Source organism: Winogradskyella poriferorum, assembly GCF_036553625.1.
Lineage (GTDB): Bacteria > Bacteroidota > Bacteroidia > Flavobacteriales > Flavobacteriaceae > Winogradskyella > Winogradskyella poriferorum.
In genome coordinates this window covers 509136-533960 of record NZ_JAZHOU010000001.1, presented here as the reverse complement: position 1 = coordinate 533960, position 24825 = coordinate 509136, and the positions used below count along the sequence as shown (strand labels likewise).

The 24825-nt window shown below is 30.9% G+C and carries 24 protein-coding genes; 19 read left to right on the top strand and 5 right to left on the bottom strand.

The window, feature by feature from the left end; genetic code table 11:
* Window positions 1-150 precede the first annotated feature (150 nt).
* The 5 genes from avs2 (at window position 151) to V1468_RS02395 (ending at window position 9682) form a co-directional block, all read left to right on the top strand.
* Window positions 151-4959, top strand: a complete 4809-nt coding sequence (gene avs2 / locus V1468_RS02415; protein ID WP_331808661.1) for an AVAST type 2 anti-phage system protein Avs2 — start codon at window positions 151-153, stop codon at window positions 4957-4959.
* Window position 4960: 1 nt separating this feature from the next.
* Window positions 4961-6049: an MBL fold metallo-hydrolase gene (locus tag V1468_RS02410; protein ID WP_331808660.1), complete on the top strand. Its 1089-nt coding sequence runs from the start codon at window positions 4961-4963 to the stop codon at window positions 6047-6049.
* A gap of 549 nt (window positions 6050-6598) precedes the next feature.
* Window positions 6599-6772 carry a hypothetical protein gene (locus tag V1468_RS02405; RefSeq protein WP_331808659.1) on the top strand — a complete coding sequence of 58 codons (174 nt, stop codon included), beginning with the start codon at window positions 6599-6601 and terminating at the stop codon, window positions 6770-6772.
* Between the two features lie 129 nt (window positions 6773-6901).
* Complete coding sequence (locus tag V1468_RS02400; RefSeq protein WP_331808658.1) at window positions 6902-8929, top strand: tetratricopeptide repeat-containing sensor histidine kinase; 2028 nt, start codon at window positions 6902-6904, stop codon at window positions 8927-8929.
* An 84-nt stretch (window positions 8930-9013) separates the two neighbouring features.
* Window positions 9014-9682 (top strand): DNA-binding response regulator, encoded by a 669-nt coding sequence (locus V1468_RS02395; RefSeq protein WP_331808657.1) that lies wholly within the window; start codon window positions 9014-9016, stop codon window positions 9680-9682.
* A gap of 246 nt (window positions 9683-9928) precedes the next feature.
* Here the strand turns inward: V1468_RS02395 and V1468_RS02390 are convergent, their stop codons facing one another.
* Window positions 9929-10426 (bottom strand): DUF456 domain-containing protein, encoded by a 498-nt coding sequence (locus V1468_RS02390; protein WP_331808656.1) that lies wholly within the window; start codon window positions 10424-10426, stop codon window positions 9929-9931.
* Window positions 10427-10551: 125 nt separating this feature from the next.
* Here V1468_RS02390 and V1468_RS02385 point away from each other — a divergent pair, with 125 nt between their 5' ends.
* Genes V1468_RS02385 through V1468_RS02370 form a run of 4 tightly spaced genes read left to right on the top strand, consistent with a single transcriptional unit; the run spans window position 10552 to window position 14435 of the window.
* On the top strand, window positions 10552-10911 hold the full coding sequence (locus V1468_RS02385; RefSeq protein WP_331808655.1) for a BlaI/MecI/CopY family transcriptional regulator: 360 nt from the start codon (window positions 10552-10554) through the stop codon (window positions 10909-10911).
* 2 nt (window positions 10912-10913) lie between these two features.
* Window positions 10914-12767 (top strand): M56 family metallopeptidase, encoded by a 1854-nt coding sequence (locus tag V1468_RS02380; RefSeq protein ID WP_331808654.1) that lies wholly within the window; start codon window positions 10914-10916, stop codon window positions 12765-12767.
* Window positions 12768-12783: 16 nt separating this feature from the next.
* Entirely contained in the window at window positions 12784-13917 is a 1134-nt protein-coding gene (locus V1468_RS02375; RefSeq protein ID WP_331808653.1) for a tetratricopeptide repeat protein, read from the top strand.
* Window positions 13918-13958: 41 nt separating this feature from the next.
* Window positions 13959-14435 (top strand): hypothetical protein, encoded by a 477-nt coding sequence (locus tag V1468_RS02370; RefSeq protein WP_331808652.1) that lies wholly within the window; start codon window positions 13959-13961, stop codon window positions 14433-14435.
* Window positions 14436-14521: 86 nt separating this feature from the next.
* On the opposite strand, the gene V1468_RS02365 is transcribed toward V1468_RS02370, so the two are convergent.
* From V1468_RS02365 to V1468_RS02350, 4 genes are all read right to left on the bottom strand, one after another.
* Window positions 14522-15259, bottom strand: a complete 738-nt coding sequence (locus V1468_RS02365; protein WP_331808651.1) for a Bax inhibitor-1/YccA family protein — start codon at window positions 15257-15259, stop codon at window positions 14522-14524.
* Between the two features lie 2 nt (window positions 15260-15261).
* Window positions 15262-16125, bottom strand: a complete 864-nt coding sequence (locus V1468_RS02360) for a hypothetical protein (RefSeq protein WP_331808650.1) — start codon at window positions 16123-16125, stop codon at window positions 15262-15264.
* A gap of 89 nt (window positions 16126-16214) precedes the next feature.
* On the bottom strand, window positions 16215-17363 hold the full coding sequence (locus V1468_RS02355; RefSeq protein ID WP_331808649.1) for a glycosyltransferase: 1149 nt from the start codon (window positions 17361-17363) through the stop codon (window positions 16215-16217).
* A complete protein-coding gene (locus V1468_RS02350) occupies window positions 17360-18328 on the bottom strand; it encodes a lysylphosphatidylglycerol synthase domain-containing protein (protein WP_331808648.1) in 969 nt (322 codons plus the stop codon). The genes V1468_RS02355 and V1468_RS02350 overlap by 4 nt, the downstream gene beginning before the upstream one ends.
* 27 nt (window positions 18329-18355) lie before the next feature.
* On the opposite strand from V1468_RS02350, the gene V1468_RS02345 reads away from it, so the two are divergent.
* From V1468_RS02345 to V1468_RS02300, 10 genes are all read left to right on the top strand, one after another.
* Window positions 18356-18997: a cell envelope biogenesis protein OmpA gene (locus tag V1468_RS02345; protein ID WP_331808647.1), complete on the top strand. Its 642-nt coding sequence runs from the start codon at window positions 18356-18358 to the stop codon at window positions 18995-18997.
* A 60-nt stretch (window positions 18998-19057) separates the two neighbouring features.
* A complete protein-coding gene (locus V1468_RS02340) occupies window positions 19058-19600 on the top strand; it encodes an energy transducer TonB (RefSeq protein WP_331808646.1) in 543 nt (180 codons plus the stop codon).
* Between the two features lie 16 nt (window positions 19601-19616).
* Window positions 19617-20171 (top strand): crossover junction endodeoxyribonuclease RuvC, encoded by a 555-nt coding sequence (gene ruvC, locus V1468_RS02335; RefSeq protein WP_331808645.1) that lies wholly within the window; start codon window positions 19617-19619, stop codon window positions 20169-20171.
* A gap of 1 nt (window position 20172) precedes the next feature.
* Window positions 20173-21306 (top strand): radical SAM family heme chaperone HemW, encoded by a 1134-nt coding sequence (gene hemW / locus V1468_RS02330; protein WP_331808644.1) that lies wholly within the window; start codon window positions 20173-20175, stop codon window positions 21304-21306.
* Window positions 21303-22052 (top strand): cyclase family protein, encoded by a 750-nt coding sequence (locus V1468_RS02325; RefSeq protein WP_331808643.1) that lies wholly within the window; start codon window positions 21303-21305, stop codon window positions 22050-22052. Before hemW ends, V1468_RS02325 begins: the two co-directional genes overlap by 4 nt.
* Window positions 22053-22154: 102 nt before the next feature.
* Window positions 22155-22763, top strand: coding sequence for a DUF4230 domain-containing protein (locus V1468_RS02320; protein ID WP_331808642.1), 609 nt, complete (start codon window positions 22155-22157; stop codon window positions 22761-22763).
* Window positions 22760-23119, top strand: a complete 360-nt coding sequence (locus V1468_RS02315; protein ID WP_331808641.1) for an MmcQ/YjbR family DNA-binding protein — start codon at window positions 22760-22762, stop codon at window positions 23117-23119. Before V1468_RS02320 ends, V1468_RS02315 begins: the two co-directional genes overlap by 4 nt.
* Before the next feature lie 138 nt (window positions 23120-23257).
* On the top strand, window positions 23258-23656 hold the full coding sequence (locus V1468_RS02310) for a hypothetical protein (protein ID WP_331808640.1): 399 nt from the start codon (window positions 23258-23260) through the stop codon (window positions 23654-23656).
* Window positions 23657-23774: 118 nt separating this feature from the next.
* The gene (locus V1468_RS02305; RefSeq protein ID WP_331808639.1) at window positions 23775-24185 is read left to right on the top strand and encodes a response regulator; all 411 of its coding nucleotides are present in this window, start codon (window positions 23775-23777) and stop codon (window positions 24183-24185) included.
* Between the two features lie 98 nt (window positions 24186-24283).
* The gene (locus tag V1468_RS02300; protein ID WP_331808638.1) at window positions 24284-24823 is read left to right on the top strand and encodes a heme NO-binding domain-containing protein; all 540 of its coding nucleotides are present in this window, start codon (window positions 24284-24286) and stop codon (window positions 24821-24823) included.
* The last annotated feature ends 2 nt before the right edge of the window (window positions 24824-24825 follow it).

The window sequence follows — 24825 nt, the reverse complement described above, 5'->3', positions numbered from 1 at the left end:
ATAATTACAATTTTCAATTGTTCAAAAGTTTATATCTACAGCTAACATTTGGATGTCTCTTTTCAATTTAACTTATTTATTGAGAGGTAAAGGTCTAGGAAAGGCTATATATAAATTTCTATCTTTAATTTTTAAAAGAAAATTTGAAACATGATTACTGAAAATGATGATAAATTAATTTCTAAAGTTACAGTTAGGTTAAAAAAAGCTAACGATGAAGGAGTAATAGGAACAGGTGTAATATACTATCAAGACAATCTAAAAGATAACGTATATATTATTACAACTGCACATTCATTGTACAAAGATTTAGATGAGTTTCAAGATAAATATGAATCAATAGAAATAGACTTTTTAAATGCCACAAATAATTCTTACAAAAGCTTAACTATTGAGAATGTAGATGAGAATCTAATTTCAAAAAGTAAAGACAGTGACTATGCTGTGTTGATTTTAGAAAAGGAAATAGTAGAAAACTTAATTGGTGAAATACCAAAAATAAAAGTAGTTAGGGAGAAGTTAGATTTTTCAAAATTTATTTGTAAAGGTTTTCCAATGGCAACTATGGGCAAGGAATTAGATGCAATATTTCCTATTTGGAAGCAAAGGATGACAGAAGTAGATAAGTTCCAATTAGAACTTCGAGAAAACTATAGTGAGTTTAATATGAAGGGTTTTTCTGGTGGTGGAACCTTTATAGCTGCAAATGGTACTATTTATTTGTATGGTATGTTTACAAGATTTAGGGAAGAAGAGAAAGGTAATGTTATTTACTGTCAATACACTCATTCTATAAACCATTTGTTGCAAAGTAAATATCTTCCGACTATTTCATTTGATTATTTAGGGAAAAATAATCTTACTAAAGGTTTTTTTGAAAGTCAAGTAAATAAAGCGGTTATAAACTTAGGTCCAAGATTCAGTAAGCAGTTAAATTTTAAATTACCAATTGCCAAGTTATTTAATGATTTAGCTTTTGACAATGATTTTAAGTTTCGTTTCCAGAAAGTTTTTGATATTTGGTTATTAGAAAGTATCTACAATCCATTTTCAGCAGAAAGTGATCTCAATTACTTGAAAGATAAATATTTAGATCTTAAACTAAGAGTTAAAACTTGGGTTCTTGAAAACTCTTATATAGTAGGAGAGGATATAGACTATAAATGGATAGAACAAGAAATCAAAGCGTTTAATGCAGAGCTTTATGAAGAGGAACGAAAGCTTTATGATTTACAATATGAAGAAGAGAAAAAAAATAAGGAAGAAAATAAAAGCAAAAAAACATACTCTCATAGAAGACCATATGAAAATGAAATTCATAGATTAAGTAAAATACAAAGGACTAACAGAGATTTACTTTATAATCTTGATGAAAAAATTAATATTTCTGTAACAAATAATCCAATCTTAATAATTGATGGAGAGGCTGGCTCTGGAAAATCACACTTGATGGGAGATATAGCAAGTAGAAGAATAGAATCAGGTTTACCAACACTTTTGTTTTTAGGACAAAATTTTAACTCAAGTAATAATGTAGAAAACAACATCATTCAGTTTTTAGATGTGAATTGTACATTTTCTGACCTATTAGATAGTCTTAATGATATTGGTAAACAGATTGGTGAGAGAATAATAATATTAATTGATGCTATTAATGAAGGTCCAGGCGCAAAGTTATGGAGAGACCAACTTCATGGTGTTATAAATGAAGTACTTACAAGACCCTATATTGGCTTATGTGTTTCAATTAGGACAACATATATTAAGTCAATTATTACAGAATCATTGAAAGAAGATGATAGGGTTAATTTTATAAAGCACGAGGGTTTTAAGGGGAATGAATATGCTGCACTAAAAATGTTTTGTGATTTTCATAATTTGAAACAACCTAGTTTTCCCATCTTATCCCCAGAGTTTACTAATCCACTCTTCTTAAAGATTATTTGTGAAGGTGTAAAGAATTCTGTATCAAGAGAATTTCCACAGGGATTTCAAGGTGTGCAAAAGGTTTTTGATTTATTCTTAAAATCTATTGATGTTAAATTAGAAGAAAAGAGAGACTTATACAAAAATAGAAACATTACCAATAAAGTAATTAAAGAACTAGCTTTTAAAATTTTTGAAAGTGATTACAAACGGATTTCATTGGAAGAAGCTAATCAAATAATGGATTGCAAATTTTCACGATATCCAAATCTCTTAAGTGACTTAATAGAGGAAAGCATATTAATAAAAAACATATATCAAGATCATTCCTCAGACGAGGAAAATGAGGTTGTATATTTTGCTTATGAAAGATTTGGAGATTTTTATTTAGCCAATGAGTTATTAAAAAAGTATAAAAAAAAGGAGGAGGTTTATCTGGCATTTCAAAAAGATTCAGAGTTAGGTAAACTATTAGAAGATAGTTATTATATGCATGATGGTATATTGGAAGCTTTGGCGACCATCCTACCAGAAAAATATGATTTAGAGATATTTGAGGTCTTTAATTGGATATATGAAAAAGTTAAAGCTCTATATAATCTAACCTATGAAGATAGGATGTCTAATCATGATTTTCATTCTTATAGAAATCTTGTATCGTGGCTTAATGGATTCTTTTTAGATAGTCTCAACTGGAGAACAGTTGATAGCATAGACGATGATAAAATTACTACTTGGTTTAAAAAGGATATGCATAGCCTAGGGGATGAAGAATGGTTCTTAAAATTGGTTGAGTTAACTGCTGTAAAGGATCATCCGTTTAATAGTGATAGGTTACATAGAATTTTGAAAAGATATTCTATGGCTGAGAGAGATAGCTTTTGGCAAATACATTTGAGATGGTATAATGGACATGATGATGATAATAATGGTTTCCCAATTAGAAGATTAATAGATTGGGCATGGAGAGAAAATATAAGTGGTTTAATAGATGAGGAAACGGCTAGACTTTGTGGTCAAACTTTATCTTGGGTACTATCTTCAACCAATAGGGTTTTAAGAGACCAAACCACTAAAGCATTAGTCAACCTTTTAGAAAATCAATCTGGTGCCTTAATAAAGATTTTAAAAGCTTTTGAGAATAATGATGACTTTTATATTAAGGAAAGATTGTATGCAATTGCTTATGGGTGTGTTTTAAGAACTGAAGATGATGCTAGCATAGTTGATATAGCTAGTTATGTTTATGATTTAGTATTTAAGGATGGAAATCCACCTACACATATCTTACTACGAGATTATGCAAGAAATATTATAGAATATTGTGTCTATAAGGAACAGAAGTTAGACTTTGATTTAAGTTTAGTACGCCCACCTTACAATACAAAATTGCCAAAGCTACCCTCTATTGAAGAAATAGCTAAATATGATGTTGATAATGACAGTAAAGAATTTGATAAGGAATACGGACATGTTTTAAACCATATTTATTTTCAGGTTATTGAATGGGATTTTGGAACAAAAACTGTGGAGCCAGAATTTAAACATTTCTACCCTATTAGCTTTAAGTCTAAAAATGAATACAAGGAATTTAAAAGAGGATTAAGCAAAAAGAAAAGAAAACAATTAAAATCCTTGAAATCTATAATTACAACAAAAACTAGTTTTAAAAGAAATAAAAGACGCCACTTACATTTTTTCACTGAAGAACAATATAAAGACCATATTAATACGATTGAAAAGCTTTACGAAAAAATCATCGAACTTATAAATGATAAATTTAATGGTGATGAATTAGATTTTATTAAAAATACTCTTATACCATATTTCCAAGGTAAAGCAGAAATGAAAGAAGATAGAACTTGGTATAGATTAAATAGTCAGCCATTTAAAAGATGGATTGTTCAAAGAGTTTTTGAGCTGGGATATGATGTCAAGTTGCATGGAAATTACGATAAGAATTTTTCAAAGTACGGTAGTGTTTTTTCAGATGAAACAGAGAGGATTGGTGAAAAATATCAATGGATATCTCTGCATGAAATTTTAGCAATTGTTGCTGATAATTTTAAAATAAAAAATGAAGATTTTGATGGAGATAGGTATTCTTTTTACGATGGACCTTGGCAACTTTATACCCGTGACATTGACCCAATAGCCACAACTAAAATTGATTCAGATAAGAGATTTGAGGATGTATTTGAGCTAGATGATCCTGATAAAAAAGAATGGTGGTTTGATGTGGAGTATAATTTTTGGAATAAATCAAATCTAGAATGGTCTGAGAGTATAGAAGATTTACCTAATATAGAAGATTTATTAATTAAGACAGATAATTTAGGTCAAGATTGGTTTTTCATAGAGTATTTTCCAGAATGGAGAGAGCCAAAAAGATTAGGTGAAGAAAAATATATGAGTGATAGAAAAGACTTAAGTTTTGGTGTAAGAGCTTATTTGGTTGAGAATGAAAATAGATTAAAATTGTTGAAATTTTTAAAGGGAAAAAATTTGGATGGTGATTGGATGCCTAGAAACCAAGGACATTACAGTAAATTATTTAATAGAGAAAAATTTTGGTCACCAGCATATAATTCAATATTAGATGAACAAGAATGGAGGTATATTTTAGATAAAGATACTGGCGCTCATACAGACTTTAAAATAATGGTTTCAACCACAAATGCTAAAGGAATAATAGATAAAGATAAATCAGGTGCTAACTACAAGTATGATATACCATGTAAAACTTTATTCAAAGGATTAAATTTAAAATACTCATCACAAGATGGTGATTTCATAAATGAACATGGTGAGTTGATTGTTACAAACGTTAATCGGAAAGGAACTTTAATAAAGAAGAAGTCCTTAATTAAGTATCTAGAGGATAATAACTTGTCTATAGTTTGGACGGTAATTGGAAGTAAAGTAGCTAAATCTGAAGATAATTTTTATCATTATAAAGTACCTAGTGGGGTTTATTATTTAAATGATGATAAGATAGAAGGTGACCTTAAAATGTTCTGTAGAGACGATTAATATGGAGCTATTTTTTTATCAAGCCGAGTGTGGGGACTCAGCAAGAATTAGATTTAAGGATTCAAATGGATTTTACAGAAATGTTTTAATTGATTCTGGATATGAAAGAACATTTAGGCATATTTTAAAAAGTGAGATAAAAGAAATTGCAAGGAATAATGAGCAAATAGATATATGCATTATTTCTCATATCCATGATGACCATATTGGGGGCATATTAAAGTATATTAAAACTATTAAGACAGGTGAATTAGAAGATGCGATTGTTAAATGGTTTTATAATCCACCTAGAAATTATGCTGTTTCAACAGGAAAAATGGAAGGGCTGATTAGTGTACCGGCTAGCATTGGTCAAGGAGATTATCTATTCAACTATATTAACTCAAAGAATAAGTTGTTAAATTATGATATTACAGATGAACTAAAACCTATAGAATATGATGTTTTTAAAATGTCTTTTTTGTCCCCATCTAAACGTAAACTAGAGTCATTAAGAAAGAAATATAAATCTAAGTATACTGTTCTAGAAAGAATAGAAGATGAATCAATTAGCGGAGCTGTATCTGCTAAGCAGTTTGATTATTCAATTAAAGTAGAGGATTTTAACTTAGAAGTTTGGGAAGAAGATCAGTCCATTGAAAATGGAAGCAGTATTTCGTTGTTAGCAGAATTAGGTGATAAAAGAGTATTATGGCTTGCAGATTCTCATCCAACAGATGTAGTTAATTCTTTAAAGAAACAAGGATACTCTAATAAAAACAAACTTGAATGTGAGTGGGTGAAAGTTTCTCATCATGGTAGTGCAGGGAATAGTAATAATGATTTATATAGTATGGTTAAGTGCAATAATTATTTAATAAGTGCTAATGGAATGAACAAGCATTATTTGCCAACTAAAGAATCTCTTGTGAGAATATTATTAAATAAGCATAGAAATTTTGAACAGAAGTACAATTTTCACTTTACTTATGACAATGAAATCTTAAGAAATATTTTTACTGTTGATGGTAAAGATATTTTTGAAAAATGGAATTTTGAATTAAAATTCCTCAAAGACAAGAAATATTTTAGGTTTGATCTGAACAATTAAATATCTAAGTAATTCTGAATCAATATTATTTAAAAGCGGGTTCGAGTCCCGTCCAGACCGCAAAAAGCTTCTGGTAATAGGAAGCTTTTTTAGTATAAAAGACGTTGTGTTGTGCTCAGATTAATTTCTGAGACGTAGTAGAAATCCAAGTATATTGGATATTTACCAATGAAAGGCTTTCCTTTTTTCTTTATAGAAAATCGGGATGCTTTTTTGTTTTTGAGATGTTCTAGACGTAGAAAAATAGATGGTTTTTCTATGAGGTAATAATAAGTAAAGTGTACTTAAACGATATTTTATGACGTTTTATCGATGATTTATTTGCAGGTTTAACAAATACTTCTATATTTGTAGGCTCTTGAAAGCCCTCAAAATTTAACTTCCAAGAAATTATAATCCATTTAACTTATATCTAAAACGTCCCTCGTTTTATTTTAGTACAATTTAAGGTGTAAACCTTTAAAAGTTAATTATCCATTCCCTACCCTCATTGTAACGAGTATCGTTACAAAATATAGATGTTAACTATTTAACCCTAAATTGATACTTATGAAAACCCTAAAAATTACTTTCGCTGTACTAGCAGTTGCTATGTTAACCGTATCTGGTGTAAAATCAGAAAAAATTGAAACAGGTGAAAAAAGCAATATTCAGCAGCCAACAAAAATTGATTTATTGGCACATGAAGGCAAGAAAAATATAAAACTACCTGGACAAGGTTAATAAAAAAAGAAATTTATAAAAGCCCATAACCTCTGGATATGGGCTTTGTTTTTTATAATAAAATTTGATTTTAAATTTTTAAGAAAAATTTATTCTAAATTTGATTATTTCATCAAAAATGAATTTTTCTTGAAACACCTATTATTTATATTCTTTATTTTTTATATAGTCAATGTAAATGGACAATCAAATGATAAACTTTCTGATTCTATAAACTATTACAGAAAATTATCTACTGATGAATCTGAATCCCCAGAAAGTAGACTCGAAAGTGCTAAAAAGGCAAATAAATTAGCATTAGAAATTAAAAATGATTCAACAATACTTACAACAAGTAGGGATTTAGCATATTCTCATTTGATTAATGGTAATTTTGAAACCTTTAAGGATGTTAGTTTGATTAATTTACAGTTAGCAAATAAATTAGAAGATTCAACAGCAATTGCATACACCAATAAAAATTTGGGATGGTATTACTACCAAATAAAGGATGATAATACGAGTGCTTACCCATATTTTCTTAAAGCCCTAAATTATTTCGATAACCTGAAAATTTTAAAAGAGAAGGCTGAGATTTTATATAGTTTAGCTGTTATCCAAGATAATGAAAAAGATTATTTAGGCAGTGAACAAAACGCTGTAGAAGCATTAAGAATTTTTAACGCTACTAATAAAAGTAATTATGGTCTTGATAAATATCTGGTGCTCAATCTTTTGGGAAGTGTGTCGAATAAATTAGAGAATTATGATAAGTCGATTGAGTATCATAAACAGGCATTAGATATATCTAGAGAACTAAAAGATGATTATAATCACTACTTAGAATCAATGAATAATTTAGCTCTGCCTTACAGAAATAAAGGTGACTATTCTGTGGCGCTAAATATATATAGTGAATTGATTAATGACCCTAGGTTGAAAAAAGAAAACATCGTTTTGTATTCTTTAATTTTGAATAATTATGCATTTACAAAATTTCTAAAAGGTAATTATGATTATAAAACATTAGAAAAGGATTTCAAAAAAGCTTTATGGATTTCTGATAGTATTGAAGATCCTTATGTAAAACTTGCTTCAAGTATTGACTTGTCTAAGTTTTATGGTCAAAACCAAAAAAAGGATTCAGCTCTTAAATATGCTAAAGAGAGTTATAGAATTTCGAAGAAAATACCAATCAACGAATTGTATCTTGAATCAATGCTTTTATTGTCAGATTTGACAAATGAAGATGAGAGTAAAAAGTACCTTAAAGATTATATTGCTTTGAGCGATAGTTTATTGAAGAAAGAAAGAAAGAGAAGAAATAAATTTGCAAGAATAAAATACGAAACCGATCAACTAGAAGCCGAAAACGAGCAAATATCAAAGGAAAACTTTTATCTCCTTATTTTATCAGCAGGATTATTGCTTACTGCAGTTTTAGTGTATTTAGTTATCTCCCAACGCGCTAAAAATAGAAAGCTAAAACTTATCCAAGTACAGCAAAAAGCTAACGAGGATATTTATAACTTAATGCTTAGTCAACAAGATAAGGTAGACGAAGCCAGAACATTAGAGAAAAAACGAATCTCAGAAGAGTTACATGATGGTGTTTTAGGACGTTTATTTGGGACACGTCTTAGCTTAGACAGTATTAATTTTAAAGATGGTAAAGAAGCGATGATGACCAGAGCTAATTACATAGGTCAGCTTAAAACCATAGAAGAAGATATACGAAAGATTTCACATGAGTTGAATACAGACTTCGTCTCTGGTTCTGGGTTTATGGATATTGTTTCAGAACTTATTGAAAATCAAACTAAGGCATATGGCTTAGCCTATAAGTTTAACTATACTGATGATATAAGTTGGGATTCTGTATCTAATAAGACAAAGATTAATATCTACAGAATCATTCAAGAATCTATGCAAAACATATATAAGCATGCTAATGCAAAAGCTATAAAAATTAGTATTTCTTTAGAAAAAGATGTAATTTGCCTAGACATCATTGATGATGGAGAAGGCTTCGATACATCGAAAAGCAAAAAGGGTATTGGATTAAAGAATATGACGTCTCGCGTAGAAGACATTAATGGAAAAATAACCTTTACTTCTCAATCTGGAAATGGTACGACTGTTAATGTTAAGATTCCCTATAATAACCAATCGACATGACATGAATCAGTGCGTGAGTTTGAATTTTATCAAACTTTACATTGATGACTTGCATCTGTCTTATTAAAAACCAGAAATAACCAGATGAAACATATTAACATCTTAATGGTAGATGATCACCCAATAATTATTGAGGGTTACCAAAATGTGTTAATGGCCACAAAAGAAGAAGATCAAACCCTACTTATTGATACTGCTAATAATTGCGATACTGCTCAACTAATGATTAACAGAGCAGCAAAAGGCACACCATACGATGTGTGTTTTTTTGATATTAGTCTACCACCTTCAGAAGATGGAAGATATGCCTCGGGCGAAGATTTGGCGCTGCTAGCAAAGAGAGTAATGCCAGATGCTAAAATTATTATTTTAACGATGTTTAATGAATCCTTTAGAATTCATAATATAATTAAAGAAATAAATCCGGACGGTTTTCTCATAAAAAGTGATTTAACTTCTATGGAGCTAGCAGATGCATTTCAACAAATTCTTAAATATCCACCTTATTATAGCAGTACTGTGAGTAATTATGTGAAAAAGACCATCACTAGCGAAATTTATGTAGATGATATTAATAGAAAAATTCTTCACCTTTTGTCACAGGGAATAAAAACCAAAAGTTTAAGTGAATATATTCCTTTGTCTACCAGTGCTATAGAAAAACGAAAAAAGCAGCTAAAATTGTTATTTTCAGTTGAAGACGGAAAAGACGAGACACTACTTTATGAGGCAAGAGAAAAGGGGTATTTGTAAAAAAGAGAATAAAAACAGGTCTTTTTATAGTTTAAAAACCAGCTTGAAACCGTTGTTATTGTTGGTAATTACGGTTTTACCACATTAAGTCTATGGTTTTACCACACCTAAGTATGAATATGTTACTTTACTTTTACCACAGGTCAACAAGAATTAATTAATCCCTCATTAAGTAATTGTTGAGTTAATAGCAAGAAAAATTAAACCTAGTTGTACTTCTTACGGCTAGGTTTTTTTCTTGCTTTTTTATAGCCAACTTGCATTATGTTCTGATAGTTTAGCTATAAATAGTCCTAAATAAATAATGGCGACTATAAACTTTAAAAACGTTGAGGCTACAAAACCTAAAAATGAGCCAAAGGCAGCTTTCAGGGCTTTGTTAATATCATTTCTGTGAATCATTTCTCCAACTAAAGCTCCAATAAAAGGTCCGATGATTATTCCAAATGGAATAGGAGTTATAAGCCCTATAACCAAACCTAGAGTAGTACCAATCATACCTTCTTTACTACCACCAAAACGTTTTGTCCCTATAGCAGGTATAATATAATCTAGTACATAAATTAAAATAGCGATGACTAGGGTAACAATCAAAAAAGTATTGCTTAGCTGCACACCTTCAGTAAAATGTAAGACTAAGATTCCAAACCAACTTGTAAGTGGGCCAGGAATTATGGGTAGAAAGCTACCTAAAATACCAAGAATCATCAGCAGTACGCCAAGTGTTACAAGAAATATTTCCATATAAATTATTTGTTTTCAATTATATGACGCAATAATGATAGTTTAGTTACATTTTAACTAAAAGATTAGTTTAAACTAAATATTTAGTTATATTTGTTTAAATGTTCAACTAAAAACTTAGTTCAATGAAACAATTAACTAAAGCTGAGGAAGAGATAATGCAAGCGCTTTGGCAATTAAAAAAAGCTAACGTTAAGTCTGTTATTGAGGTCTTGCCAGAGCCAAAACCTGCTTATAATACTGTGTCTACAATTGTTAGGATTTTAGAGTCTAAAGGTTTTGTGGATTATGAAAAGGAAGGTAAAGGTCATACGTATTTCCCAATAGTGGCAAAAGAAGCTTACAGTAATCAGTCTATAAATAAGTTGCTAGACAATTATTTTCAAGGATCTTTTAAAAGTATGGTGTCTTTTTTTGTGAAAAAGAATGATGTTGATGTTAATGATATAGAAAGCTTACTTAACGAAATTAATAAAGACAAGTAGTTATGCTGTACAGTATCATTCAAATTGTATTGTTTCAAACACTTTTTTTGTTAGTGTACGACTTGTTTTTAAGACGCGAAACCTTTTTTAATTATAACAGAATCTATCTATTGCTAACATCTGTGTTTTCAATAGTGTTGCCATTTGTAAAACTTCCAGAATTACGAAAGGTTACAACACAAGAAACGGTTATAAGATTACCAGAAGTCTTTATTGGTGAGGCTTCAAACATTGATACGAATCCTTTTGTGGTTGAGCAAATAAACGAAGTAACCAATACAAACCCACAATTACCTGTATGGCTAATAGTGTTATACATTGGTGTGGTATTAGCAGCACTAGTGTTTATAGTAAAAATTGCAAAACTCTATTTTATAAAAAGCAATAATCCTAAACGTTGGAAAGGCAACATACTCATTGTTAATCTTCTTAAAAGTTCAGCGGCGTTCTCATTTTTTAACACCGTTTTTTTAGGAGACAAGATTCCAAGTTCTGAAAGAAATACAATATACGAGCATGAGCTAGTGCATGTGAAAGAAAAGCACAGTGTAGATCTGTTGTTTTTTGAAGTCCTCAGAATCCTCTTTTGGTTTAGTCCATTGGTATATATGTATCAAAGTAGAGTTAAGGAATTGCACGAGTTTATAGCAGATGCTAAAGCTGTGAAACATCAAGGTAAGTCTAGTTATTATCAAAGTTTGTTACATCAAATATTAGACACTAATACTTTGTCTTTTACCAATACATTTTTCAAAAAATCATTAATCAAAAAACGAATCATTATGTTACAAAAATCAAAATCCAGTCAAAAGAATTTGTTTAAGTATGCGCTTTTATTTCCTGTAATATTTGCAATGTTGGTTTATACCTCAACTGAGGTTAAAGCACAAGAAAAATCGGATGCTAAAACAGAAATGAATCAAAAGTTGACAGATGAGGAAGCGCAAATAAGAATTTATTATGAAGGGTTAGTCAAAAATTATAAAGATCTTACACATTTGTTAGAAATAACTAGAGAATATGATTACACAGAAAAAAAGTATATTCCAACAAGAGACGAGTATTTGCGTTATGTTGCATACACAAGATTTATAGGATTGAGATTCAAAGAATTTTTGCAAAAATCTAAAAAGGTAAAGTCTGATAGAGCTAAGTATTTTGATGAAATGATAAATTTTAACAGATCGTATCAAGATCATCTTGAATACCTTAAAACAGATGAAGCAAAAAAATCCCATAACGAGAGTGCTGACAATAGAACTTTAAGAGTTATTTCTGAAGATATAAATAACTTAACGATGGAGGAACATAGAGATGCTTTAGAAAAGGCTAAAGATGTTATACATGGTAGTTTTTATAGAAAACTAATTGTTAGTGATGACTCAGAAAGTATAGTTATAACTAAAGATAATTATGATGGTATTATTCAGTTGCTTACATCACATGAAATAAAAAAACTTTTAGAAAATTCTCAAACAAGAAAAGAAACTGCTAATAATTATTTGGATGAAGTCCCTTTTCATGTTGTAGACCAAGCACCATCACACAAAGAGTGCGTAAATTTAATATCAGAACAAGATAAAAAGGAATGTTTCTCAGAGTTTGTAAATGCTCATGTTAAGAAGAATTTTAATACAAAAGTAGAGACCAATGCAGAGCTACATAAAAAGCGCATTTTTGCACGTTTTTTAATCGATGCAGATGGAAATGTTACCAGAATACAAGCCAGAGCAGCTAGTAAAGTTTTAGAAGAAGAAGCAATACGTGTTTTAAGCTTGTTGCCACAATTTATACCTGGTCGTCAAAAAGATAAAGCTGTCGCTGTAGCATTTTCTTTACCAATTGTATTAAATTAAAAATAGAAGTCAGTTTATGAGATTTCGAGTAATTATTGTTTCTGTATTATTGGTGTCTTGTGTGGTTAATTCTCAAAGTATCAAAGAAAAGGCTGACCAATTTTTTGCGATAGGTAACTTTTCAAAATCAATTGAAACGTACAAAACTCTAGAAGTCTTAGATGATGTGTACGATGATATAGCAAAGGCATACGTTGCTATTGGTAATTATGGCGAAGGTTTAGCTTACTATAAAAAAGCAATTTCTGTAAGCCCAGAAGATCTTTTGTTACAATATCAGTATGCCAAGCTATTGTCAAAAACAAAGAATTATAAAGAAGCCCATAAACGTTTTTCAGATTTAATCAAAATAGATAGCCTCAATCCAAATTTTCATTATGAGTTAGGTGTAACATTAGAAAAACTTCAAGATAGCACAGCCTTAGAGCGTTTTAAAACCACCTATCAGTTAGATTCAACACATCAAAAAGCAATTTTTAAAATTGGTAAAGAGCATCTTGTAAAACGAAGGTTTAAAGAAGCACATACAATTATAGATGTAGGTTTAGAAAGCTACTCAGACAATATAGAACTTATAAGTTTAAAGGCGCAGACTTATTATTATCAAGAATACTATACGTATGCTGTAGTTTGGTTTAACAAGCTTTTAGATTTAGGTGAAAAATCAGAATTTATTCACGAAAAACTCAGTCTAAGTTATGCTCAAAACTCAGATTACAAAGAGGCAATTTACCAGAGAGAAGAAGTTTTAAAATACAATCCTAAAGATGCTAATGCCTTGTTTGTTTTAGGTAATTATTATGCGGCTTTGAGTGATTTTGAAAAGGCAGAAGACTATTATAAAAAATCACTGAAGTTACGTGATGTGTCATTATCTAATGAATATCAAAAATTAGGTATAGTTTTAAATAGACAGAAAAAGTACAAGGAAGCTATTGAGGCTTTTCAAAAAGCACAAAAAGAGGATCCTGATGATATTATGAATTCATTTTTTATTCTGAGATCAAAGGATGAATATTATGCAGATGTTGATGCCAAAATAAAATTATATGAGGACTTTATAAAAAAGGAAAAAAATGCTCCTTTGAAACCCTATGCAGAACGAAGGTTGAAAGAGTTAAAGGAGGAAAAATTCTTAGAAGAAGACTAAAACCTAAAAATATTGTACATTTCGCTATTAGAAATGTGCTAATGAACCGACTAGCTTGTTTTTTATTAATTTTTCTGTTAACCGCTTGCGACTATTTTGAGAAGCAAAAAGTAAATTCAGAAGATTTACTAGAAGAAGAATTACAAACCTTCAATTGGAACGATGTTGATACGTATCCAACCTTCAATAGTTGTGAGGGTATGACAACTAAAGAGGATAGTAGAGTTTGTTTTCAGAATACCTTATTGCAGCACGTTAATGACTATTTGGGAAGTCAAAACATTGTCGTTTCAGAAGATGTTTATGATACTATTCGATTAAAATTAATTATAGACAACAAAGGACTTTTACAAATTGAAGATATCATCTTAAAACCAGAAACCGAATATCAAATTCCTGAAATAGACAGCTTGTTACGTCAAAGTTTAAAAGATGTGCCAAAAATATTTCCTGCTATAAAAAGAGGACAGCAAGTTACGACTGCGTTTGAATTGCCTGTAATTGTCAGGATAGATTAGTTTTGTTAGAAGTTAGAAGTTAGAAGTTAGAAGTTAGTGGATGAAAACAGGAAAACTTGGCATCTTTGCGTCTTAGCGAGAAAAAACTAAAATCGTATCGCCAATTTCTGCATCAATCGTAATACTTCAACATACAGCCAAATAAGCGTTGCTAAAAGTCCCCAAGTAGCCAGCCATTCTTTGTGTTTTGGCGCTTTGTTTTTGTAACGTTCTATATAGTCAAAATCTAAGAGCAAAGCAAAGGAAGCTGCAATAGCAGCCAAAACATTAAAAACAATAGCAAACCACGATGTACCTCTAATGTAGGTTTTTATACCAAAAAAACTCAAAATCCACGAGATAAGATAAACTACCATAATACTTACAGTAGCTGTAATAATAACGCTTCTAAGCTTTTTAGTGACTACTATAATTCTTAATTGGTAAAGCAACAGCATTACAAAAAATGTAATGATAGTTACACCAATAGCTTGGTATGGCAAATCAGGAAAATTTTTGTGCGCATATGAAGAGAAACCACCTAAAAAAAAGCCTTTTGCAATAACATAAAGCGGTACTAAAATATGCGCCCAGTTTTGTCGTACAGAAATTAAAACACTCATTACAATAGCTCCTAGCATTCCACCTAAGGTAAACCATCGCATTTGCATTCCGGCTTCGTTGAGTTTCCACAAGTAAGCTGTAATGGCTGCAATAACCAAAATGCCCATCATAGACTTAAAGAAAATACCAGCAACAGACATCGTTTTTGTAGACGATTTGCCATCATCCCAAAAGTAGTCGTTAAAAACAGGGTTAGAGGTTTTAAAATTCCTGAGGCTCATTATTATAAGTTGAATTTATAACCAACAGCAATATCAGTAGAAAAGTTGCCTTGATTGTCTAAAAAAGCAGCAAATAATTCGCCGTAAATTATTGTAATATAGCTGTTGTTGCCAACCTTAATATCTGAACCTATACCAAAAATAAAAGGAATATCAAATGAAGTTTCGTTAGAGTCTACTTCCATATCATTTTCATCTAAGAATGTAAAATCCGAAAAATTGATGGTCGCTAATTTCACTTGTCCATAAATTGAAAATGTTTCTTTATTTATAAACCTAAAACGATAGCCCAAAGCTAATTCTGTTGTACTATATTTAAAATCATCACTTTCAAAAGCATGTCTGGCTTGTAAAAAACCAGAATGTCTTGGTATTGCATTAGCCTCAAAAATTTCTAATTCTGCACCAATCATCGGTGTTTTAGTGTTGTCAGGATTACCAACAAATGGACTATTTGTAATTCCACCAGAAAATCCAAGTCTAAACTGAACACTACTTTCAGTACTCGTAGAAGTGTAGTTAGAATCTACAGAAACATTATAACTGTCTATATAATTCCTAAGGCTATAAAGCGTTAATTTTAGCTTGTCTGTAGACATGCCATTGGTAAGGTTGCTTAGTGTAGATTTATATTCTTCTTGATAATCATTATTATCATCTTTGGTATTCTTCAGTTCAGTAATACTGCCATCTTCAGATTTCACAAAATAACGGTATTTACCATCAATCGTATTCCATAGTAGATCTAGTTTACCATCAACTTCGGTTTTAAGCTCTAGAGATTCGCCATTAACATTGTAGGTTTGTTGGCTATAATTTATTTGAAAAGCCATGCAGAAAAGTATTGCAACTAAAATTTTCTTCATTTGTGAGTTTTTTAAGTGATTTGTGGTCTGCCAATAACCGCAAAGGGCATTGGTTGTAGTAAAGCTATTAAAAATATCTTAAGTATAGGTTACTTTGTAAAAGTTCTCCCTTTCCATTGATAGGGTTTAAAAAGCGATAAAACAGCTATATACACACTAAAAAAAGGATAAATAAAGCAAGACCAAACATAAGAGAATAGCACATTTTCTTGTTTAAAAAAACGAGCTGTTTTAAATATTAATAGAAAATCAATGCTGAATTTTATTACTACTAAAGCAATTGCTATCCTCGGTTTTAAATAGCCTAAAAATAGAATAGGAAGCATGGCAATACAAGCTAGGTTTCCCAAAAAAACAATAAGCCCAACTAATTTTGAAAACCAATTAGGATTATGACTGGTTTTTGAAGCCCAACGCAAGCGTTGCTGAATTAAGGCGCTTAAATTCATGACAGGTTTTGTGCTGACAATGGCTTGGTTAGATTTTAAATACAAGACTTTTTTAGAATCCGCTTTTTTCAGTTTTTCTAGCAAAAAAATATCGTCACCACTAGCCAAATAATCGTTGCCACTAAAACCATTTACGGATTGAAATATAGATTTTTTATACCCAAAATTAGCACCATTTGACAAAAACGGAAGTTTTATCCCAAAACCACCAATAGTAGCACCTTGCAAACTTAAAACATCAAGTATTTGAAAACGTTTTAAAAAGGAACTGCCATCATTATAAGTCACTGGAGCAACAATACAATTTGGTTGGTGATTTTGAATACATTCATCAAAAGTATCTAGCCAATATTTTGGTAAAACGCAATCCGCATCTGTAGTAATAATCCAATCGTGTTTTGCCATAGCTACAGCAGAACTAATAGCATCCTTTTTTGGAGAATTAGTAACTCTGCTGTTCTTTATAATCTTAATAACGTCAGTTCGAGTGTCACGCTTTTTGCGTGATGTATCGAGAACGTTTTGGATTACTTCCACAGAACCATCTTCAGAATCATCGTCAACCATGATAATTTCAAATAGTGTTTTAGGATAATTCAATCTGTAAATTGAGTTCAATAGTTCACTTAAATTCTCAGCCTCATCTTTAAAAGGAATTATAACAGAAAATTTTGTTTTAGGTTCTAAATCCTGAAGCTCAAAATCTTCAACCTTATCAAAACCATAGATAAAACCAACTATAAAAATTAAATAAACAATTATAATTGCTATGAGTGTTGTGGAAATCATGCTTTGGTTTTAGGGAGTTTAAAATTTAAAACAAAATAGCTGCCAAGTACACTTGGGATAGCAAAATTTAGTATCCACATAATTAAAACAATACATAAAATAGTAAGCTCATCTACACCAATATGAGTAAATAAAAAAACAGCCACACTTCCTTTTATTACAACATCGAATATAGAAATTGTTGGTATTATAGAAGCTAATAGATACATGCTTGTGATAACAACCATATCATCATAGTAGCTGAGGTTAACTTCAAAAATTGTTAACAGATAATAAAATTGAAATGAAAAAATAAGATACCGTAATAGTGATAAGATAATATTACTTACATGCACTTTTAATGTGATGTTTTTAATATAATCTATAATTTGATTAACAGAATATCCTCTAAAATTAAAACGTTTATGTTTCACTCCGAAAATAGCAAAAACAGACATTAATAAAATTAAAGCACCAAATCTTACGACTCTATAATAATCAACTTCTAGTTGATAGCGATTAATAAAAATTACTAATCCTACAACACCAAAAATGGTTGTTATGGTCATTTGCGAAATATTACCCAAGAGATTGAGTAGTAAAACACGTTTTCTATAGGTTTTGGTAAAGTAGGCAACTTTTGCACCATAATCGCCAATTCGGTTTGGTGTAATTAGCGATGCTGTTAAACCACCAAGACTTTGCTCTAAGGCTTCTTTAAAAGAAATTGGTTTAATGGTTTTAACTAAAGTTTTCCATTTCAAAATTTCAAAAAGCCAATTAAAACCACTTAAAATCACTAAAAAAATGATGTTTTTTGTTGAAAAAGTCTTGTTTTCTTTCAAAAAAGCTATAAAATCACTCAGCTGAAGTTGCCCATTTTCGGTGAGTTTTGAATAAATAAAATAAAATGCACCAACAACAATGCTTAACTTAATCAGCACAAAGAAGAATTGCTTAGTTTTGTAAGGTATGTTGTAAAGCATGATACAAATTAAACCAAAAACTTACACATGAAGCTTAATTTAAAACAATACCTCTTTTTATTTAGTCTACTATGTGTTGGGATGCATAGTAATGCTCAGTTTAGTAAAGCTACCAGTAAATGGAAAGCACTTTTTGCGGTAGGTTTTAACTATCCTACAACAGATGGTTTTGTAGATGGAACTTACGCTCAATCGGTTAATTTTCCAACGGTAAATATTGGTGTACAACACATGTTTAAACGTGCTTATGGAGTAAAGCTAGATTATGGTTTTAACCGTTTCAAAAACGATGATGGTTCACCAGAGTTTAAGATAAACTACTCTCGTATAAATGCACAATTTGTATTTGACCCTACAGAATATTTAGGTTTTTTACCACCACGTTTAAGAACCATCTTGCATGCAGGACCAGGATTTAGTTTTGCAAAACCTTTGGGTGGTTTAGAAGATAACAAACAGTCTTATTTAAATCTTTTGGGTGGTTTAGAGCTACACTACGCTATTAACGAAAAAGTATCTGTTTATACAGATGTAGCCTATATATATGGATTAACATCTTTAGATGAGTATGATCCTCCCATAAGTGGGCTAGGTGCATTTAACGGCAGTGTGTTTAATGTTACTTTTGGTATTGCTGTGTCGTTAAGTGGTTGTCAGTATTGTGATTAAATAACTCAAATAAATTTTAAGACTATTGAAATATTTATTTTCAGTAAAAAAAAGAATTATATGGTATTAAAAACGAAAGTCAATTTATTAGTTGCCGTAAGTATCTTGTTGGCTATGAGTGGTTTTGGTAATGCTCAAGAAAAAGAGACTAAGGTAGAATCAACTGAAGAGGTAGAGATTGTTGAGGTTGACGCAGAACAAGAGCCAGAATTTATTCCTTTTAATGCTGTAAATGAAGTGCCTTATTCAGAGGAGTGTGAAAATTATAAAACTAACGAAGAGCGAAAAAAATGTTTTGTAGAATTTATACGGAATCACACTATTAGAAAATTCAATACAGATTTACCGAGAGAGCTAGGTTTGTCTGCTGGTAAAAAACGCATTTTTGTTGGTTTTAAAATCGATGTAACAGGTAATGTTGTAGATGTAAAGTCTAGAGCAGAGCATGAAGATCTTGAAAAAGAAATTGAGCGCGTTATTAATTTGCTTCCGAAGTTTATTCCAGGAAAACACAAAGGTAAAGTAGTAACTGTCGCCTATTCACTGCCTGTAATTTTTACTATAGAAGAGTATGAGGTGAAGGGTGATAAACAGAAAAACTAATATGTATTAGACTTTAATGAGTAAAGAACAAATAATATTAGGAATAGATCCAGGAACAACCATTATGGGATTTGGACTTATTAAAGTGGTTGGGAAACAAATGCAGTTTTTACAACTTAATGAGCTACAACTAAAAAAGTACGACGATCATTATCTAAAACTTAAGCTCATATTTGAACGAACTGTAGAACTTATAGACACCTATCATCCAGATGAAATAGCAATTGAGGCACCATTCTTTGGTAAGAATGTACAGAGTATGCTAAAATTAGGGAGAGCTCAAGGTGTTGCCATGGCAGCAGGTTTGTCTCGCGAAGTGCCTATCACAGAATATTCGCCTAAGAAAATTAAAATGGCAATAACCGGTAATGGTAATGCCAGTAAAGAACAGGTGGCAAAGATGTTACAAAGCACACTGAATCTAAAGGAATTGCCAAAAAATCTCGATTCTACAGATGGTTTGGCAGCAGCAGTTTGTCATTTTTATAACCAAGGTCGTGTTGAGGTTGGTAAAAGTTACTCTGGTTGGGGAGCTTTCGTAAAACAGAACGAGGATAGAGTAAAAAAGTAGAATGGCAGGCATCTACATCCATATTCCCTTTTGCAAACAAGCTTGTTACTATTGTGATTTTCACTTTTCAACATCTTTAAAAAAGAAAGATGAACTAGTGAGCGCTTTAGCAAAAGAACTACAGTTACGTAAAGACGAGATTAAAGATATAGAGGTGCAAACCATCTATTTTGGCGGAGGAACACCTAGCTTATTGATGAATGACGAATTACAATTATTGATTGATGCTGTTTATGAAAACTATAAAGTAGCTGAAAACCCTGAAATTACACTCGAAGCCAATCCAGATGATTTGTCTAAAACCAGAATTTTAGAACTGTCCAAGAGTCCAATAAACCGATTGTCAATTGGTATTCAATCCTTTTTTGAACACGATTTAAAATTGATGAATCGAGCGCATAATGCTGAAGAAGCCAAAGAATGTTTGTCTATAGCGACACAATATTTTGATAATATTTCAATAGATTTAATTTATGGAATTCAAGGAGCATCAAATACGCAATGGCTTCAAAATATTGATATTGCATTGAGTTATAATGTTCCTCATATTTCGAGTTATGCATTAACCGTTGAGCCTAAAACTGCTCTAGCATCATTTATAAAAAAAGGAATTATAGATGATGTAAACGATGAGCAAGCACATGAACAATTTCATTTACTTAAGGATAAACTTGAAGCTTCAGATTTTATACATTATGAGTTGTCTAACTTTGGTAAGGAAGGCTATTTTAGTAAAAATAATTCAGCCTATTGGCAAGGTAAACCATACATTGGTATAGGGCCATCTGCACATTCGTTTAATGGCAAGCAACGTGGTTGGAATGTTAGAAACAACACTAAGTACATTGAAGCTATTCAGCAAAACGAGCTACCAATTGAAATAGAAACTTTAACCACAACAGACCGTTACAACGAGTATATAATGACAGGTCTAAGGACTATTTGGGGAGTGTCTTTAGATAAAGTTGAAAGAGATTTTGGTAAAACTTATAAAGATTACTTAAAAGAGCAAGCCGAAACTTTTATAAATCAACATTTATTGTATATTGATAATAAGCATATACGTGTCACTAAGAAAGGACAATTTTTAAGTGATGGTATAGCCTCCGAATTATTTAAACTTAATTTAACGTGATTACACAAATTCAATACAATTCCAGAAAACTTAAAATAGATTTAACCAAGCCTTTAGACATTTCCATACCAATAAAGGATGGAGATTCAAATGTTAATGCATGGTATATTGGGGCACCAAAAATACAGCCAGAGGTGTTTGATAAAGATGTAATTAGTGTAGAAAAGGGTGCTTCGGTTAATTTTAACTCTATAACGTTTAACCCACATTCTCATGGTACACATACAGAAACAGTGGGTCATATCACAAAGGAGAAATACTCAATTAATAAGCATTTAAAGCGCTTTTTCTTTTTAGCAGAAGTAATTACTGTAGCACCAGAAAAGCGAGGTGAAGATTATGTAATCTCAGCAAAACAATTGCAATTTGCAATTGGTAACAAAAAACGAGAAGCCATAGTAGTACGAACAATGCCTAATACCAAGGATAAAAAAACAAGACAATACTCTAATACCAATTGGACTTATTTTGAAGAAGAAGCAATTAAGTTATTAGTTAAAAAGGGTGTTAAGCACTTACTCGTAGATTTGCCAAGTGTAGACAGAGAAGAAGATGGAGGAGAGCTAAAAGGACATAATGCATTTTGGAATACAAAAGGAGCCATAAGAAAAGATGCGACTATTACAGAGTTTATCTATGTATCTAATAAGATTGAAGATGGAGCTTATATGCTAAATCTTCAAGTTGCACCTTTTGAAAATGATGCTACGCCAAGTAAACCTGTGCTGTATAAAATATTAGATTAGATAAGTTACATCTTGTAATGCTAAATTTATTTTAGCATCTGTGACTCGATGGGAAGCATAGTAATGTGACGAGGGCACGATAAAAGTGTCTCAATAATACATATGGAAACATTTTTTATAATAATCATTAGTATCCTGGTAACACTGGGTTTGGTTACCATTTTTAGACAATGGAAAATCAAAAAGAAAACCAATGAACAGTCAATCGTTTTGTTAGATAAAATAAAGCGTGTTTGTAAGTTTATTACTGTAGAAGGCGACTTTGCTGAAATTTACCACTACGAAGATGTAAAAGAAAAATTCTTAAAACTTATATCTAGTAGAAAGAAGGCTTTGGTGGTTATTAATGCTAAGGCACACGTTGGGTTTGATTTAAGCAAAGTACAGATGCAATCAGATTTAAAATCTAAAACAGTAGTCCTATCTCATTTTCCACAACCCGAAGTTTTGTCTATAGAGAGTGATATTAACTACTACGATAAGCAAGATGGTATGTTCAATAAGTTTGAAGCTTCAGATCTTACAGAACTTCATACCAAAGCAAAAGAACACATTATGGACAAAATCCCAGAAAGCGGATTGTATAATGTTGCAAAACTAGAAGCCTTAGAGGCGATTCAACTTATAGAAAATTTAGTACAAACCATTGGTTGGACCTTGGATTATTCAGCATTAAAAGTTGAAGGAGAAGAAAAAAAGCTACTAAAATGAATATAGAAGACTTTAGAAATTATTGTATGAATAAAAAGGAAGTTACAGAACATTTCCCTTTTGATAATGATACATTGGTTTTTAAGGTTTGCAATAAAATGTTTGCTCTTGCTTCATTAAAACGTTGGGAAAACCATGAAGGTTTTATAAACCTTAAATGTAACCCAGACTATGCAGAAGAACTCCGTGCAGAGTACAATAGTATAACACCAGGTTACCACATGCACAAAAGACTTTGGAACAGTGTAAAGATCCACAACACAGACCTTTCGACAAAATTTATCCTAGAACTTATTGACCACTCTTATGACGAGGTGGTAAAAGGGCTCCCTAAAAAAGTACGAGATAACTTATAGCTATTGTCCTGTATTTCAGGTTAAAGAAATTACTCTTCCATTCGTCGCCACCAAGTGTTTACTCGTCTAAAAATGCCGCTATAGCCTCAACTGTAGGGTTAAATTTGTCTTATCTAATAATCAAAGTATCCCCAAGCTATGAGTACGGTATTAATTATTTTTTCATTGACATTAACACAAATTGGCATGTATTTATTTCTAAAGAGTAGTATAGAAAATGTTTTAGAATATTATTCTAATAACAATTTAAAAGAAAAACAATCTGAAGCGATTAAATTGCAAAGTGCAGAAAGTATTAAACAAAATGACACAACCGTGTTACCAAAAAAGGTAGATAACACTAATCATTTAGTTTTAAACAAAAGCTTGAGACATCTAGAATTTATTTCTCAATTTGAAATGTATTTAGAAGACAAAAATTACAAAAGTTTTTCAATTGAGTTTCTTCAAGAGTTTGAAAAACTAAAAATTGAAGCTCAACTTACAACCCTAAAAACCACAAATAGGCTTAATGACAAAGGATTGAGAGCTGCCTAAGCAAAAACCATTCGTCGACACTTATCTGCCATCCAACGACAGTAAGCCTCGTTCAACCGAATAATAAATACCATTTTTCTATATAGAAGTAACTTGCTTCAGTATAATTTAGCTAAATATGAGAACCCTTAATGTTTTACTTATAGAAGATGATATGATTGAAGTGATGAAGCTTAGCAGAGCTACGTCATCCTTAAATCTTAATCACAAAATTATTGAGGCTAATAATGGTGAAGAAGCTCTTAAGTTATTAGAGGAAAAAGATAAACTTCCAGATATAATCCTATTAGACCTAAATATGCCTAAAATAAATGGAATAGAATTTCTAAAAATTTTAAAGGCAGATGATAGGCTAAAATACATACCAACAATAATTCTAACAACGTCCAATAACCAACGTGATCTTTTAGAGTGTTATAGAATAGGTATAGCAGGTTATGTGCTAAAGCCTTTAAAATATGAAGATTATGTTTCTAAAATTGAAAAATTATTAGGATATTGGAGTATTAATGAACTAATCACAACGTAATAGATCATATTTTGCAACTTCCATTAAGCATTTGTAAAATAATGTTTTAATTTTCTGTGATTAAAAATGCCCTTTTTTAACCTTAAAAAATTACACCCATGAAAGGTATAATCTTTACCGAATTTTTAGATTTAGTTGAAGAAAAATTTGGCCTGGCTATGGTAGATAAAATAATTACCCAGTCTAATTTAGAGTCTGAGGGAATCTACACATCTGTTGGAACTTATGAGTTTTCAGAAATGCTGCAACTTATTTCACATCTGAGTGAAAATACAGATATAGCAATAGACGATTTGCTAATGGTATACGCAGAGCACCTTTTTAAAGCGCTAATAAAGTCACATCCCAACTTAGTAGCACATTACAAAGATCCAATGAATTTATTGGCTTCGATAGAAAATCATATTCACGTAGAAGTAAAGAAAATATATCCAGACGCACAGTTGCCTTCTTTTGAACTAGAAGAAAAAACAGATGACAAAATGGTAATGATATATAAGCCTGATAAAGCATTGTACATGCTTGGTAAGGGCCTAATGTTAGAAACTTTTAAGTTGTTTGGTGTGCCAGCAAATATTGAAATGGAAAAACTTAATGATCAAGGAACAGAAGTTAGGTTTTTCATCAATAAAGCTTAACA

What these genes read in the sequence shown, in the direction of transcription:
- hemW (WP_331808644.1), top strand. Translation starts at nt 20,173, where the DNA reads ATGGCAGGCATCTACATCCATATTCCCTTTTGCAAACAAGCTTGTTAC.
- V1468_RS02365 (WP_331808651.1), bottom strand. Translation starts at nt 15,259, where the DNA reads ATGAGCCTCAGGAATTTTAAAACCTCTAACCCTGTTTTTAACGACTAC.
- V1468_RS02410 (WP_331808660.1), top strand. Translation starts at nt 4,961, where the DNA reads ATGGAGCTATTTTTTTATCAAGCCGAGTGTGGGGACTCAGCAAGAATT.
- V1468_RS02345 (WP_331808647.1), top strand. Translation starts at nt 18,356, where the DNA reads ATGAAGCTTAATTTAAAACAATACCTCTTTTTATTTAGTCTACTATGT.
- V1468_RS02370 (WP_331808652.1), top strand. Translation starts at nt 13,959, where the DNA reads ATGAACCGACTAGCTTGTTTTTTATTAATTTTTCTGTTAACCGCTTGC.
- V1468_RS02405 (WP_331808659.1), top strand. Translation starts at nt 6,599, where the DNA reads ATGAAAACCCTAAAAATTACTTTCGCTGTACTAGCAGTTGCTATGTTA.
- V1468_RS02315 (WP_331808641.1), top strand. Translation starts at nt 22,760, where the DNA reads ATGAATATAGAAGACTTTAGAAATTATTGTATGAATAAAAAGGAAGTT.
- V1468_RS02385 (WP_331808655.1), top strand. Translation starts at nt 10,552, where the DNA reads ATGAAACAATTAACTAAAGCTGAGGAAGAGATAATGCAAGCGCTTTGG.
- V1468_RS02375 (WP_331808653.1), top strand. Translation starts at nt 12,784, where the DNA reads ATGAGATTTCGAGTAATTATTGTTTCTGTATTATTGGTGTCTTGTGTG.
- V1468_RS02380 (WP_331808654.1), top strand. Translation starts at nt 10,914, where the DNA reads ATGCTGTACAGTATCATTCAAATTGTATTGTTTCAAACACTTTTTTTG.
- V1468_RS02305 (WP_331808639.1), top strand. Translation starts at nt 23,775, where the DNA reads ATGAGAACCCTTAATGTTTTACTTATAGAAGATGATATGATTGAAGTG.
- V1468_RS02320 (WP_331808642.1), top strand. Translation starts at nt 22,155, where the DNA reads ATGGAAACATTTTTTATAATAATCATTAGTATCCTGGTAACACTGGGT.
- ruvC (WP_331808645.1), top strand. Translation starts at nt 19,617, where the DNA reads ATGAGTAAAGAACAAATAATATTAGGAATAGATCCAGGAACAACCATT.
- V1468_RS02360 (WP_331808650.1), bottom strand. Translation starts at nt 16,125, where the DNA reads ATGAAGAAAATTTTAGTTGCAATACTTTTCTGCATGGCTTTTCAAATA.
- V1468_RS02300 (WP_331808638.1), top strand. Translation starts at nt 24,284, where the DNA reads ATGAAAGGTATAATCTTTACCGAATTTTTAGATTTAGTTGAAGAAAAA.
- V1468_RS02355 (WP_331808649.1), bottom strand. Translation starts at nt 17,363, where the DNA reads ATGATTTCCACAACACTCATAGCAATTATAATTGTTTATTTAATTTTT.
- V1468_RS02340 (WP_331808646.1), top strand. Translation starts at nt 19,058, where the DNA reads ATGGTATTAAAAACGAAAGTCAATTTATTAGTTGCCGTAAGTATCTTG.
- avs2 (WP_331808661.1), top strand. Translation starts at nt 151, where the DNA reads ATGATTACTGAAAATGATGATAAATTAATTTCTAAAGTTACAGTTAGG.
- V1468_RS02350 (WP_331808648.1), bottom strand. Translation starts at nt 18,328, where the DNA reads ATGCTTTACAACATACCTTACAAAACTAAGCAATTCTTCTTTGTGCTG.
- V1468_RS02390 (WP_331808656.1), bottom strand. Translation starts at nt 10,426, where the DNA reads ATGGAAATATTTCTTGTAACACTTGGCGTACTGCTGATGATTCTTGGT.
- V1468_RS02310 (WP_331808640.1), top strand. Translation starts at nt 23,258, where the DNA reads ATGAGTACGGTATTAATTATTTTTTCATTGACATTAACACAAATTGGC.
- V1468_RS02395 (WP_331808657.1), top strand. Translation starts at nt 9,014, where the DNA reads ATGAAACATATTAACATCTTAATGGTAGATGATCACCCAATAATTATT.